Below are 13405 nucleotides of genomic sequence, written 5' to 3'. Positions count from 1 at the left end.
ACGATCCTGGTGACCGGTGCCCCCCGTCGCCGGGGCAACCGCCACCGCCGCGCACAGCATCCCTGCCGCACCCATCGTCGCCAAAGCCCTGCGTATTGTCATCAGATCCCCCGCTCCCGAGACTGCCTGCTGAATCGTCCCACAAGATCGGCTTGTGCGGGTGCTGGTTGACCAGCCTCTGTCCGGCGCGTCTCCACAGGACGGGCCTCACCGCGAGAGCCGGCCCTGCCGGCAGATCCGCATGGGGCGGCGTTGGTTTCACCAATTGAAACTTAAGTTCCGGATAGTACTTGACAGTTGTCGACGCGCGGGCCGAGACTGTGGCGGACGGAATATCTTTGGCTCGCAGCTTGCAGTGGCCTCCGCGCCCCATGCTCCGGGCGAACCGCGTGTCGAAGGAGACATCAGCATGGGTTCCGGGGCTGCTATCACTCGTCGGCGACTACTGCAGGGCGGCTTGGGGTTGGCCGCCGCAGGAGTCTCGGCCGGAACGCTCGCCGCCTGCGGCACCAGTGCCTCGAGCGTCCCTCGCGGCTGGACCGGGGTCACCTTCAGCTCCATCGGTGACACCACGTCACAGAAGATGTTCCAGGACATGATCGCCGCTGCCCAGAAGGAAAGTCTGGACGACCAGCGGATCAAGATCATTTGGAAGCCTGCGCCGGGTGACGACTGGGCGAGTGTGATGTTGCAGTTCAGCTCCGGCACCACGGCAGACATCCAACGTATCGACGACGACCGGGTCTACGACCTGGCCACGAGCGGAAAGATCCACCAGCTCGACAAGTGGATGAGCGACAAGAGCACCGGCTTTGATCTCTCCAAGTACAGTCCGACGTTCGCCAGCAAGGTCGCCGTGGAGGGGTACCAGTTCTCCGTCACGCCGGGGATGAGCGCCAACGTGCTGTATTACAACAAGAAGCTCTTCGCGGCCGCCGGCATCGAGGCGCCCACGTCCTGGGACGACGCCTGGAGCTGGGATCAATTCGACGCTGCGGTCAAGAGGCTGACGAAGAAGGAGGGCGGCCGCACCGATGTCTACGGCCTGCAGTTCGCCGTGAACACGATCCAAGCCACTGCCTACGGTGCGGGTGACACAGCCCTCAACGAGGACCAGACCGAGTGCGGTTACGCCAAGCCGGCGACGCTGGAGGCCATCGACAAGCAGATCTCCTACATTCGCGAAGGGTACGCGCCGACCGTCGACGTCGACTTCCTCCCGCTGTTCAACGGCGGAAAGCTCGCGATGACCTGGCAGGGCATGGACCTCGGAGCTCAGATCAGCAAGGACATCGAGTGGGACATCATGCCCTGGCCGAAGACACCACTGTTCGCGATGACCAAGAACTACGCCAGGACCTGGGTGATCCCCAAGGCGTCGAAGGCTCCCGAGGCCGCCTACCAGGCCCTGAAGGCCCTCTGCGGCAAGGCCGCCCAGGATGTGATGGCGAAGTCGCAGTTCGCGGTTCCGGCGCTGACCGAATCGGCCGAGAGTGCCGCGTTCACTGATCACCCCTACCCGGCGACGCCCAAGGTGTGGGCCGAGACCCTGGGCAAGGTGAACGGGCGCCCGGTGGACATTCCGTTCCCGCGTGGCCCGATCGGCACCGCGCTCGCCGATTCGTTCGTCGAGGGCGTGAACGCCGACGGCTTGATGAGCGGCAAGTTGCCCACCGCTGACTACATCAGGAAGGGCCGTGCCGCCGTCAACGCGGAGATCAGGAAGCGCGGCTGGAACGTCAGCAAAGGCAAGGAGCTGCTCGAGAAGGGAGGGGCGCTGACCGATCCCGACACCAGGGTCCTGCAATGATCATTGAACGCGCCGTCGACCGTCCATCCGTCGTCGTGCAGCCAGGGGCTCGTCGCCGAGCGCTCGGACGAACCACAGTGCGCGGCTGGATGTTCATCGGGCCGGTGGTGCTGGGGACGTTGATCTTCAATGTCCTCCCGATCATTCCGACGCTCGTGACGAGCTTCGCGGACTGGAACGGCCTGACCGCGCCGCACTTCATCGGGCTGGGGAACTACCAGGAGATGTTCAGCGGGGCCGACCCGCTGTTCTCTCGCAGCCTGATCAACACGATCGTCTACACCATCGGCTATGTACCGGTCGGCATCGCGATCGGGATCGGCCTGGCCGTACTGGTCAACAACCGCCTGCCGGGGATGCCGGTGTTCAGGGCTCTGATCTTCCTTCCCTACGTCACCTCACTCGTTGCGGTCGGCATCGTCGCCCGGTGGGTCTTCAGCGATCAGTACGGAGTCATCAACGGGTTACTGGCCGCGGTCGGCATCACTGGACCGCACTGGCTCGGCCAGCCGGGTTCGGCGATGGCAGCCGTGATCATCACCGCCATCTGGGCGAACATGGGCTTCAACATGATCGTTGTGCTGGCCGGCCTGCAAGGCGTCCCGGAGACGCTGATCGAGGCGGCGACCCTCGATGGTGCGGGTCGGTTCGCCCGGTTCATACACGTCACGATCCCGTTTCTGACACCGACGATCTTTCTGCTCCTGATCCTGCAGACGATCGGCTCGTTCCAGGTGTTCGCCCTGATCATGGTGATGACCAGCGGTGGGCCGGGCGACGCCACCTACGTGTACATCTACCACTTGTGGTACGAGGCATTCACGCTGCGAAAGATGGGTTACGCCTCGGCGCTGGCGATCCTGCTCTTCGTGGTCCTCGTCGCGATCACCTGGTTGCAGAGCCGGCTGTCCAGGAAGTGGGTGTTCTACCAGTGAGCGTGAACGAGGCACAGGCGACCGTAGGACGTGCCGCGGGTCGGGATCCGGCTGATCGGGCATCAGTCGGCAGTGGACCCGCACGGCTAGGAGTCCGGTCGAGCCGCCTGCTCTCATCGACCATGACCTACCTCGGCTGCATCGTGGTCGCTGCGGTCGCGGTCGGCCCGTTCGTCTGGATGGTGTCGAGTTCCTTCAAGGACCCGACGGACGTGATCAGCCTGACCCCCCGGCTCATCCCCCGTCCCTTCACGGTCGAGAACTACACCTACCTGGTCAGCAACGGCATCCTGCCCTTCGTCCGGTTCCTCGGCAACAGCGCCTACATCACCGTTCTGGTGATCATCGGTCGCCTGTTCGTCTGCGCGTTGGGAGCCTACGGGTTCGCCAGACTGCAGTTCCGTGGCAGGGATGCCGCCTTCGCAATGCTCCTGGCATCATTGATGATCCCGGACATGTTGATGGTGCTGCCGCTGTACTCCGCCTACGTCAAGGCCGGACTGATCAACACGCATTTTCCGTTGATCGTGCCGCCGATCGTCGCCAACACCTTCGGCACGTTCCTGCTTCGCCAGTTCTTCATGTCGATCCCCAAGGAGTACGACGAGGCGGCGCTGGTGGATGGTGCGAGCCACTTCCGGATCTTCTTCCAGATCATCCTGCCGCTGTCGAAACCGGCCCTTGCGACGCTCGCGGTGCTGACCTTCGTCAACGTCTGGAACGACTTCTTCGGTCCGTTGATCTACCTGAACGATGTCGACAAGTTCACCATCCCGGTCGGCCTCGCGTTCTTCCAGACCAACGAAAGCACCCAGTACGGCCCGCTGATGGCGGGGGCGACTCTGGCGATCATCCCAACCGTCGCGGTCTTCGTCTTCGCTCAGAAGTACTTCACCCGAGGGATCTCGATGACTGGGATCAAATGATGAAGACGGCAGGCGAGGCCGTCGGAACAAGGAGATAGCACGTGCCGAAATACGTGGTTGCAACCGTCGACGAAATCCCTCCCGGCCATCGCAAGGTGGTCGAGATCGCCAGGCGGTCGATCGGCGTCTTCAATGTGAAGGGCAGCTTCTATGCCATCCGCAACAAGTGTCCGCATGCCGGCGGACCGATGTGCGAGGGCGTGACGTCAGGACTCGTGCGCTCCGATCAACCTGGCGTCTACGACTACGTCATGCGCGGCGAGATCATCCGGTGCCCGTGGCACGGTTGGGAATTCGAGATCGCCACCGGTCAATCCTGGTTCGACCCCGCGAAGACCAAGGTCCGGGCGTACCCGACGAGTGTCGAACCCGGCGAGATCCTGGCGAAGAATCCCGAGTTGCAGGCAGCCGGCTACCAGCCCGGTCCGTACGCGGGAGAGACCTACGAGGTCGAGGTGGATCGTGATTACGTCATCATCAATCTCTGAACCGCTGCTGGGCGCCGCGCACCCCCGGACCCTGCCGACGCCGAGCCATGCCTGTCCGCACCACGAAAGTGAGACCCGACGGTGACCACACAGCAGATCGAAAGGTTCGCCAGGCCGGAGCAATGGTCCGGTCATCCCCTGATCGACACGGATGTCCACATCAACCTGCCCGGGCTGAAGACACTGTTTCCCTATCTGGCTGAGCGGTGGCAGGACTACATCACCGAGTCCGGGATGGGTGGACTGCCGTCGAATCTCTACCCGCCCAACGCGCCGAACATGTTTCTCCCGGGCTCGAAACCCGAACAGGGACCGCCGGGCTCGAGCCTGGAGCTGTTGCAGGCTCAGCTTCTGGATCCATGGGATCTGACGTATGCGCTGGTGAACTGCACCTACGCCGTCGACTCCGTGCACAACGACGACCTCGCCGCTGCGCTGGCTCGCGCTCTGAATGAGTGGCAACTCCACGAATTCCTTGAACGGGATCCTCGACTCCGCGGGGCCGCCGTACTTCCGCTGCAGAATCCCGGGTTCGCGGCCAGAGAGGTCGAGTGGGCGTCACAGCACAGCCAGTTCGTCCAGGTGACGGTTCCCTCGCGGAGCCGGGAGCCACTCGGCCGCCGGGCATTCTGGCCGATCTATGAAGCAGCGCAACGGGCGGGTCTCGTCGTCGGCATCCAGGCAGGGGGCCTGAGCGGTAACCCCCTGACACCGGTGGGCTGGCCGACCTATTTCGTCGAGGACTACGTCGACGTGCCGCTGGCCTTCCAGGCGCAACTGCTGAGCCTGGTGACCGAGGGGGTCTTCGTCCAGTTCCCCGATCTGAAGATGGTGACCATCGAAGGCGGCTTCACCTGGTTGCCGGCATTGCTGTGGCGCTTCGACAAGGACTGGAAAGGGCTGCGTCGAGAGGTGCCCTGGGTCGATCGACCACCGTCGGAGATCGTGCGTGATCACATCCGGATGACGATCGCTCCCCTTGACCATCCCGATACGCCCGAGTTCATGCTGCAGGTCATCGATCAGCTGCTCTGCGACGAGATGCTGATGTTCTCGACCGATTACCCGCAGGCCCACTTCGACGATCCCGCTGACGCGCTGCCGCACGGACTGTCGGATGCGCTGCTGACCAAGATCATGTCAGGCAACGCGCTGGCCACCTACCGGCTTCCATGACAGGACGACCGTGTCCAACACCAGCACACTGAACCCGACCCGCACCCCGGACCGTGACCGGCCATCCCGTCTGACGATCATCGATTGCGACATCCACAACGTGATTTCGCCGACCTCGCTGGATCCGTACCTACCCAACCGGTGGCTCCAACATCATCGGCTGTACGGATCGCGCCAGCACACCGGCGCCGTCTACCCGAAGGGATCGCCGGGTGCCGCCCGTGCGGATGCAGCTCCGCCGTCAGGCCTCGCAGCGGGCGCTGATCTTGGATTCATGCAGCAACAGCACCTCGACCCGATGGGCGTCGAATTCGGTGTCCTGAACTGCCTGGGTGGCGGCCCGGCACAGCTCAACCAGGGAATACGGCGCGGCGCTGTGCAGAGCGACCAACGATTGGCAGGTCGATGAGTGGTACGAGAAGGACTCCCGCCTCCGCTGCGGGATCGTCGTACCGATGGAGGACGCGGAACTCGCGGCCGACGAGATCGACCGGGTAGCCGGGCATCCGGCGTTCGTCCAGGTGCTGCTGGTGGCGCGCACGTCGGCACCGCTGGGTGATCGGCGGTATTGGAAGATCTACGAGGCAGCGGCCCGTCATGATCTTCCGGTGGGTGTGCACTTCGGCGGCGGCGCCCGTGGCGTTCCGGTCACTGCCGCCGGATGGCCCTCCTACTACCTCGAGGACCATGCAGTGATGTCCACCGCCTTCCAAGCGCACGTGGCAAGCCTGGTGTTCTCCGGCATCTTCGAGAAACTGCCTGCACTCAGGTTCGCGATGATCGAGGGCGGTTTCGCGTGGTTGCCGTCCCTGACCTGGCGCATGGACCAGCAATGGCACCGGTTCGGGTCAGAGACGCCGCAGGTACGTCGACGACCGAGCGAATATGTCGCCGAACGAATGTGGTTCACCACCCAGCCGATCGAGGAACCGCATCGCGCCGCTGACCTGCTCACAGTGTTCGACCACCTCGGCGGAGTGGACAAGATCATGTTCTCCACCGACTATCCGCACTGGGACTTCGATTCGCCCGTTCACGCCTTCCAGGTCCGGATTCCGCAGGATCAGCGGGAGAAGATCTACACCGAGAACGCCCGAGCGTTCTACCGGCTGCCCGCACGCGCGACGCATCAGAACTAGACACAGACCACTCCTATTGCACCCGAGGAAGGTTGCCCGACCGTGACCGACACAGTCACCCGACCGCGAACCAGCCATCGCCGGCCGGCCAAGCAGATGATCATCGACTGCGACATCCACAACGTCATGTCGCCCGACTCTCTCCATCCCTACCTGCCGAACCGGTGGCTCCGGCACCTGCGCACCTTCGGCTCACGGCAGCACTCGGGCAACGTCTACCCCAAGGGGTCACCCGCACGCTGGGATGCGTTCCCCCCGTCAGGTCTCCAGCCGGGCGCCGATCTCGGCTTCATGCAGGTCCAGCACCTCGACGCGCTGAATGTCGAATACGGAATCCTCGGCCCGTTGAGCGGCGCCGGAAGTCAACTCGATCCGGAATTCTCCGCAGCGCTGTCAACCGCGACCAACGACTGGCAGATCAAGGAATGGCTGGAACCCGAAGACCGTCTACGAGCGGGCATGATCGTTCCAGCCGAGCACAGTGAACAGGCGGTCGCTGAGATCGAACGCCTGGCAGGTCATCCCGGCTTCGTCCAGGTGCTGCTCGTCGCGCGAAGCACTGCCCCGCTCGGTGACCGGCGCTACTGGAAGATGTATGAGACGGCCGCGCGCCACGATCTTCCGGTCGGGATCCATTACGGCGGCGGCGTCCGAGGCTTCCCGATCAGTGCGACAGGATGGCCCTCCTTCTACCTGGAGGACCACACCGGAATGTCCGCCGCGTTCCAGGCCCACGTCGCGAGCCTGATCTTCAGTGGAATCTTCGAGCGCGTGCCGAACCTGCGGATCGCGCTGATCGAAGGGGGCTTCGCCTGGCTGCCGTCACTCGCCTGGCGGATGGACACCCATTGGAAACGCTTCCGGTCCGAAGTTCCGCACGTCCCTCGCCGGCCGTCGGAGTATCTGTGGGAGCACTTCTGGATGACGACCCAGCCGATCGAGGAGCCACACCGGCCTGCGGATCTGCACAAGGTGTTCGAGCAACTCGGTGGGGTCGACAAGGTGATGTTCTCCACCGACTACCCGCACTGGGACTTCGATCACCCGCTGCACGCCTTCCAGGTGCGGCTCCCCGCAGATCAGCGGGAGAAGATCTACACCGAGAATGCGCGCGCGTTCTACAAGCTTCCGGCCGGGGCAACCAAGATTCGATGACCATCACCCCGGAACAGAGAGCAACGTGACCAAGATCATCTCCATCGAGACTTTCGAGGGGCACGGATGCATCGTTCGCGTCCGCACGGATGACGGTCTGGAAGGCATCGGCCAGACGGCACACTCGGAAGCCAAGATCACCGCCGAGGTGCTGCACAGCCTGGTGGCGCGCAACTATCTGGGTCGCGACCCGTTCGACGTCGTGACGCTGGCCGACTCGTGTGCCCGTGCGGAGTACAAGTATTTCGGCGGATTCCTGTTCCGTGCGCTGGCCGGCGTTGACACCGCGCTCTGGGATCTCGTCGGCAGGGCCAAGTCCCAACCGGTCTACCAACTACTCGGCGGCAAGGCACGCCCCGCTGTGCCGGTGTACGGGTCGGCGATGCGCCGCGACACGACCCCGGAGGATGAGGTCGATCGCATGATCACTGCTGTCGCCGAACACGGCTTCGGCGCGGTCAAGGTCAAGATCGGTGAGCGAAACGGTCGCGACGGGGAACCTCGTTCGGGCCGCACGTCGCGACTCGTGCCCCTGTTGCGGAAGGAACTCGGGGAGGAGATCGAGATCAGTGCTGATGCGAACGGCGCCTACTCACCCGGACAAGCCGTTCGGATCGGACGATTGCTCGAGGAGTACGACTACCTGCACTTCGAAGAGCCGGTGCCCTATTGGGAGTACGAGAACGCCGAACGGATCGCCGCGGCGCTGGACATCCCGATCGGTCTCGGCGAGCAGGAGTTCTCTGTTGAGAACCTGCGGCGGCTCGTCACAGCCGGGATGGCCGACGTCATCCAGCCCGATGTTGGCTACCTCGGCGGCATCACCCGAGCCCGCCAGGTCGCCGACCTCGCCAATCTCGCCGGCGTGCCGTGCGTTCCCCACTCCTCGGGACGATCACTGACCGCGATCTTCACGCTGCACCTGGTGACGGCGATGCCGGCCTGCAGCCTGTTTCACGAGTGGACCATCGAGGACGTCTCCGACATGCACTTCTACGAGCCGTTTCCCGTCGCTCGCGGAGGTGAGATCATCGTGTCCGAGGCTCCGGGTTGGGGTATCGAGATTCCGGAGTCGGTGCTGCGACAGATGGAGCGAAGGGCCTCAACGGTGTAGCCCATCGGTCAGGCCCGCGGCAATGGGATGCCGGTGTCCGCGAGCTGCTCCGGGTCGACCGCGGTGCCGGCGACGATGAGGGGCTTGATCTGGTCGGGTACGTCCCAGACGTTGACATTCATGGCGGCTTGGATGTGGTGGTCGGCGTCCAGCCAGAACGCGATGAACTCTCTCTTGGCGAGATTCCCGCGGATGACGAGTCGGGTGTTGCTGGGGTCGGCGTGGCCGATGTATTCCATGCCGAGGTCGTATTGGTCGGTGAAGAAGTACGGCAGCTCGGTGTAGGGCGTTGGGCGGCCGAGAAGGGAGGCGGCGGCCGCGGCCGGCTGGTTGAGCGCGGTGGCCCAGTGCTCGACGCGGACACGACGGCCGAGGACTGGATGGTCGTGGTTGGCGATGTCGCCGACGGCATAGATGTCGGGGTCGCTGGACTGCAGTGTCGAGTCGACCAGAACCCCGTTGTCGACGACTATCCCGGCCGACTCGGCCAGGGACACGTCCGGCGCAGCCCCGACGCCGATGAGGACGTGATCCGCAGCGATGTGGCTACCGTCGGTCAGGCCCACCCCACTGACTCTTTCGCCGCTCGTGGTGATCGCCGCGACGCCGGTTGCGGTGCGAAGGTCGACGTCGTTGGCCCGGTGGAGATCGGCGAACACTCGAGCCACGTCGGGGCCGAGGACACGGAGCAAGGGCAGGTCGGCCGATTCCAGGACGGTGACGTGGGTGTCGGCGGCGCGGGCGGCGGCGGCGACTTCCAGCCCGATCCAGCCTGCACCGATGATCGCGAGGTGTTTGTCGCGGCCGAACCAGCTGGCGATCAGGTCGGCGTCGTCCCGGGTGCGCAGTGTTGCGACGCCGTCCGCGTCGGCACCGGGGATGGCAAGCCGGCGGGGTGTCGAGCCCGTTGCCAGGATGAGTTTGTCGTACCCCAGGGTGGATTCGTCGGTCAGCCTGACGACATGGCCCACCGCATCGATGGCCGTGGCCCGAGTGTTCAGCCTCAGGTCGATGTGCTGGTCTGCGTACCAATCGCGGGTGTGCACGACGGCTTCGTCGAACGGGGTCTGACCGGCGAGGTAACTCTTGGACAGCGGTGGCCGTTCGTAGGGAAGGTGTGGCTCTGCGGCCACGAGGGTGATAGTGGCGTCGGACGTCAGCTCGCGGAGGGCCTCGACGCTCTTGGCGCCGGCCAGGCCTCCACCCACGACGACGATTCGCTGCGGGCTGGTCATAATCTGTTCTCCTTCAGCTTGCTCGGAGGGTGCCGGCCAGAGCCATGAATTCCTGCCGGGACGCGGCGTCGGTCCGCAACCTGCCCAGCAGGCTGGACGTCACCGTGCTCGACCCGACGGCCTGAGCGCCGCGCAAGGTCATACAGGAGTGTTCGGCGGCAATCAGGACGCCGACCGCCCGGGGCCTGAGCTGCTGCTGGAGCCAATCAGCGATCTGTTTGGTCATCCGTTCCTGGGTCTGCGGCCGGCAGGCGAAGTGTTCGACCACCCGGGCCAACTTCGACAGCCCCAGGATCCGATCGCCGGGGAGGTAACCGACACAGGCCCGGCCGGTGAACGGCAGCAGATGATGTTCGCAGACCGACCGGAAGCCGATGTCGCGGGCCAGCACCAACTCGTCGTACTGCTCTTCGTTGGGGAACGTGGTCAGGTCGAACGGCCGCGGGGTGAGCATCTCGGCCCACGCCTGTGCCATTCGTGCGGGGGTCCGGCGCAGATGCTCCGACTCGATTCCCACGCCCAGGGCCCGCAAGAAGTCGGCTGCGGCCTGCTCGGCGCGTTCCAGGTCCACCCGATCGTCCGCGGGCGCCGCCACATGCAGGGCCGGAACATCGGCGGCGAAGTCTTCGTCGATGTCGTCCCCATCGGCCACCGGCAGGCGCAGAGCCACTGGATCGGTCATCGGACACCGGCCTGCGAGCCGGCATTCAGGACATCGGTCGGGTCGCCAGTCATCGAGACTCCTCTATAACAAATGACGATACTACTTAGACACTGTCACGTCTTCGCATGTATGTCAAGGTTGATTGGTGTTAGAATTCTGGGATGAGCCGTCCGGAGGTGACCGGGCCGGAGGCAACCCGGCCGGAGACAAGTGGTGACACGTGGGCCCGGCTCACGGTCTTGTCCGATCCGGTCCGACGGCGCCTCTACGATTACGTTGCCGCCCACGAGGGGCCGACCCGACGTGAAGAAGCCGCGACCGCCGCAGGTATCAGCCGCACACTGGCCGCCTATCACCTCGACCGGCTCACCGAGGCCGGATTGCTCACCACCAGCTACGCTCGGACCAGCGGCCGGACCGGTCCCGGCGCCGGACGTCCGGCCAAACACTACGAACGGGCCGACGAGGAAGTCGCGGTAACCGTCCCACCCCGCAGCTACGACATCTTGGCCCGGCTGCTGGCCGAGGCGATCGCAGCCGACGATTCCGACGGCACTGGCAGCGCACTCGGCGCGGCGCTGACCGCCGCCGCCGAGGCCGAAGGGCGATCCGCAGCAGCGACCGACCAGGATCTGATCACCGTCCTGATGACGCGGGGATACGAACCCGACATCGACGACGGCGGCAACATCACCCTGCGCAACTGCCCGTTCCACCGACTGGCCAGGCAACACACCGATCTGGTCTGCAACCTGAACCACGCGCTACTCCGCGGCTGCCTGATCGGCTGTGATGAAGATCCGGGCCGGGCGGACCTCGCTCCTCGGCCGGGCCACTGCTGTGTCGTCATCCGCCCGCCGGCAGCGTGATCCCTCGGACGCGACCGGAGAGACGTTGATCAGTACGGATCGGGGTCGTTGCGTCAATCGTCGCGGGTCGGCACCGTTGATGTGCCCGAGTGATCTGGCCCGGCCCCTGGGTTGGAGGTGTCCGGCTGCAGAGTCGATGACGCTGGATCGGTCGCTTCTACCGCGGGCTTCTCGGCAGCCCCACGTGCACCAGGAGGCCAGGGTGATCGGTCGTCCCGTTCATGTCGATGTGCGCGCTGGACAGCACGGCGGTACCGGGACTTGTGATCACGTGCTGCAGCGCGCCGTCGCCGACTCGTTGGTAGCCGGGCAGCAGACAGGACTGGACGCCCAGCGGTCCGCGGCCGAGCAGGTTGAGGTCCCCGGCGAGGATGACGGGGGCGTGATCAGTCCTGGTCGGCAGGATCGGGATGGCGGAGCGCAGGAAGTAGCGACATTGCGCGTAGGCGATCGTGACCGCGGTGCTCGCCAGGTGCGTGGCGCACGCGGTGTACATGGCGGCCGCGTCGATGCACACCCACACCCTTTCCTCGGGATCGTTGCCATCCTGGGTCGGGTACACCCCGCTGATCGTTTGGTGCAGTGCCCGTGCTGAGGACTGCGAGCTGGTCGGGATCGCCGTGAGCACGCCGATGCCGTACTGGTCGCCGTTCCGGCACAGGTACGGTCCTCCGGTGCGCCGGTCCATCGCGGGTCTGAACGCGGCGGCGACCCGGCGGTCGCCGAAGGTCGCCGACATTGCTGTCCTGAGCGCTGAGACGTCAGCCCGGCAGACCTCGTCGACAGTGACGATGTCCGGCCTCCGTTCCCGGATCAGCGTGGCCGCCATCACCACTGCGCGGCCCGCGGTGTAGCAGGGCGCGAGCCCGCTGTCGCACAGATTCAGCTGGAGGATGCTCACCGCCGGGCCGGAGGGAGCCGACGCGCTGGCCGCTCGGTCGACGGTGCAGCCGACCAGCAGCGTGGACGCCACGAGCAGCGCACACCGCAGGACCACAGCGGCCCGCGTGAACCCCACCACGCCCATGACTACGCGATTGCCGCCGGTTCGGTTCGGCGGCCGTCGCGGTCGCTCAGTGTCCTGCGGCCCTGCTCGCTGGGTTGGCAGAGACGCCGAGCACGAAGAGTGCGGGATCATCCAGTCGTCGTTCGGTCTCGGGGCGTAGGTACTTCGTTTGATCCAACTGTTGGGGCTGGTGGCGCCGGGTGAAGTAGGAGTGCATCGCGCGGCGTGGCTCGGTCGACCGGTTCAGGGTGCCGCCGTGCCAGAGGTGACTGTTGAAGATCACGACCGTTCCTGCCGGTGCCAGCTGCTGGACCTGGTCGGGGTGCTCATCGGCTGGGTCGGCCATGACGTCGGATGGGCGTTCGCCCCATCGATGAGATCCGGGGACGACTCGAGTAGCGCCGTTGTCCGCAGTGAAGTCGTCGAGCAGCCAGATGGAGTTGCAGACCTGGTAGTCGTCGGCCGGCACGGGGTCGCCCCAATCGGTGTGCAGTGCTTGGTGGCCCTGCCCGGGTAGCGCGGCTCGGCTGTTCAGTGATGAGAGTTTGAAGTCCCCGAGCACGTGGGCTACCGCGGCCAGCACTGTCGGGTGGGTGAAGCAGATGTCGAACATCGGGTCCTTGTTCACCAGGTCGGACAGCCGATCGGTGCCGGCTTCCTGATGCACCTCCCGGCCTGCGCGGTCGCCTTCTGCAGCGGTCAGTTCCGCGAGCCGGGCACGGAACGCTTCCACCTGGGTCGGGTCCAGAATTCCAGGCAACGGGACGAAGCCGTCGTCGTCGAGCCGTTTGCGGGTGTCCGCGTCGAGCACGTCCTCGGTTGCCCCGAGTTGTCGCAGCGCTGTCGGCATGTCCATGCTGGGTCCTTGTGGCGTGATCATTAAGCAGG

Annotated in this window: 14 protein-coding genes; 10 read left to right on the top strand and 4 right to left on the bottom strand. The window is 65.1% G+C overall.

Features of this window, described 5'->3' with window-relative positions:
• Window positions 1–409: 409 nt before the first annotated feature.
• The 9 genes from GJV80_RS21115 to GJV80_RS21080 all read left to right on the top strand — a co-directional run bounded on the left by GJV80_RS21115 (window position 410) and on the right by GJV80_RS21080 (window position 8743).
• Window positions 410–1810, top strand: coding sequence for an extracellular solute-binding protein (locus GJV80_RS21115; RefSeq protein WP_195909050.1), 1401 nt, complete (start codon window positions 410–412; stop codon window positions 1808–1810).
• Window positions 1807–2745, top strand: a complete 939-nt coding sequence (locus GJV80_RS21110; protein WP_154689578.1) for a carbohydrate ABC transporter permease — start codon at window positions 1807–1809, stop codon at window positions 2743–2745. The genes GJV80_RS21115 and GJV80_RS21110 overlap by 4 nt, the downstream gene beginning before the upstream one ends.
• A 122-nt stretch (window positions 2746–2867) precedes the next feature.
• On the top strand, window positions 2868–3671 hold the full coding sequence (locus tag GJV80_RS21105; RefSeq protein ID WP_154689577.1) for a carbohydrate ABC transporter permease: 804 nt from the start codon (window positions 2868–2870) through the stop codon (window positions 3669–3671).
• A gap of 41 nt (window positions 3672–3712) precedes the next feature.
• Window positions 3713–4159 carry a Rieske (2Fe-2S) protein gene (locus tag GJV80_RS21100; protein ID WP_154689576.1) on the top strand — a complete coding sequence of 149 codons (447 nt, stop codon included), beginning with the start codon at window positions 3713–3715 and terminating at the stop codon, window positions 4157–4159.
• An 81-nt stretch (window positions 4160–4240) separates the two neighbouring features.
• Window positions 4241–5335, top strand: coding sequence for an amidohydrolase family protein (locus GJV80_RS21095; protein ID WP_230207915.1), 1095 nt, complete (start codon window positions 4241–4243; stop codon window positions 5333–5335).
• Between the two features lie 10 nt (window positions 5336–5345).
• A complete protein-coding gene (locus GJV80_RS24370) occupies window positions 5346–5744 on the top strand; it encodes a hypothetical protein (RefSeq protein ID WP_230207914.1) in 399 nt (132 codons plus the stop codon).
• On the top strand, window positions 5668–6474 hold the full coding sequence (locus GJV80_RS21090) for an amidohydrolase family protein (protein WP_230207913.1): 807 nt from the start codon (window positions 5668–5670) through the stop codon (window positions 6472–6474). Before GJV80_RS24370 ends, GJV80_RS21090 begins: the two co-directional genes overlap by 77 nt.
• Window positions 6475–6516: 42 nt before the next feature.
• The gene (locus GJV80_RS21085) at window positions 6517–7629 is read left to right on the top strand and encodes an amidohydrolase family protein (RefSeq protein WP_230207912.1); all 1113 of its coding nucleotides are present in this window, start codon (window positions 6517–6519) and stop codon (window positions 7627–7629) included.
• 25 nt (window positions 7630–7654) lie between these two features.
• Window positions 7655–8743, top strand: a complete 1089-nt coding sequence (locus GJV80_RS21080) for a mandelate racemase/muconate lactonizing enzyme family protein (protein WP_195909049.1) — start codon at window positions 7655–7657, stop codon at window positions 8741–8743.
• An 8-nt stretch (window positions 8744–8751) separates the two neighbouring features.
• Here GJV80_RS21080 and GJV80_RS21075 read toward each other — a convergent pair whose 3' ends face one another.
• Both GJV80_RS21075 and folE read right to left on the bottom strand, forming a co-directional pair.
• Window positions 8752–9978 carry an NAD(P)/FAD-dependent oxidoreductase gene (locus GJV80_RS21075; RefSeq protein WP_154689574.1) on the bottom strand — a complete coding sequence of 409 codons (1227 nt, stop codon included), beginning with the start codon at window positions 9976–9978 and terminating at the stop codon, window positions 8752–8754.
• Between the two features lie 13 nt (window positions 9979–9991).
• Window positions 9992–10660 carry a GTP cyclohydrolase I gene (gene folE / locus GJV80_RS21070; protein WP_154689573.1) on the bottom strand — a complete coding sequence of 223 codons (669 nt, stop codon included), beginning with the start codon at window positions 10658–10660 and terminating at the stop codon, window positions 9992–9994.
• A 143-nt stretch (window positions 10661–10803) separates the two neighbouring features.
• Here folE and GJV80_RS21065 point away from each other — a divergent pair, with 143 nt between their 5' ends.
• Window positions 10804–11511, top strand: coding sequence for a metalloregulator ArsR/SmtB family transcription factor (locus GJV80_RS21065; protein ID WP_154689572.1), 708 nt, complete (start codon window positions 10804–10806; stop codon window positions 11509–11511).
• A gap of 157 nt (window positions 11512–11668) precedes the next feature.
• Here GJV80_RS21065 and GJV80_RS21060 read toward each other — a convergent pair whose 3' ends face one another.
• Entirely contained in the window at window positions 11669–12532 is an 864-nt protein-coding gene (locus tag GJV80_RS21060) for an endonuclease/exonuclease/phosphatase family protein (protein ID WP_154689571.1), read from the bottom strand.
• Window positions 12533–12584: 52 nt separating this feature from the next.
• Window positions 12585–13373 carry a phytanoyl-CoA dioxygenase family protein gene (locus tag GJV80_RS21055; protein ID WP_154689570.1) on the bottom strand — a complete coding sequence of 263 codons (789 nt, stop codon included), beginning with the start codon at window positions 13371–13373 and terminating at the stop codon, window positions 12585–12587.
• Between the last annotated feature and the right edge of the window lie 32 nt (window positions 13374–13405).

The organism is Microlunatus sp. Gsoil 973 (assembly GCF_009707365.1).
GTDB lineage: Bacteria > Actinomycetota > Actinomycetes > Propionibacteriales > Propionibacteriaceae > Microlunatus.
The sequence above is the reverse complement of the archived record's forward strand: the minus strand, read 5'-3'. Positions and strand labels throughout refer to the sequence as shown.

Coding starts and splice junctions, on each gene's coding strand:
- GJV80_RS21055 (WP_154689570.1), bottom strand. CDS start 13,373: ATGGACATGCCGACAGCGCTGCGACAACTCGGGGCAACCGAGGACGTG.
- GJV80_RS21110 (WP_154689578.1), top strand. CDS start 1,807: ATGATCATTGAACGCGCCGTCGACCGTCCATCCGTCGTCGTGCAGCCA.
- GJV80_RS21105 (WP_154689577.1), top strand. CDS start 2,868: ATGACCTACCTCGGCTGCATCGTGGTCGCTGCGGTCGCGGTCGGCCCG.
- GJV80_RS21065 (WP_154689572.1), top strand. CDS start 10,804: ATGAGCCGTCCGGAGGTGACCGGGCCGGAGGCAACCCGGCCGGAGACA.
- GJV80_RS21115 (WP_195909050.1), top strand. CDS start 410: ATGGGTTCCGGGGCTGCTATCACTCGTCGGCGACTACTGCAGGGCGGC.
- folE (WP_154689573.1), bottom strand. CDS start 10,660: ATGACCGATCCAGTGGCTCTGCGCCTGCCGGTGGCCGATGGGGACGAC.
- GJV80_RS21075 (WP_154689574.1), bottom strand. CDS start 9,978: ATGACCAGCCCGCAGCGAATCGTCGTCGTGGGTGGAGGCCTGGCCGGC.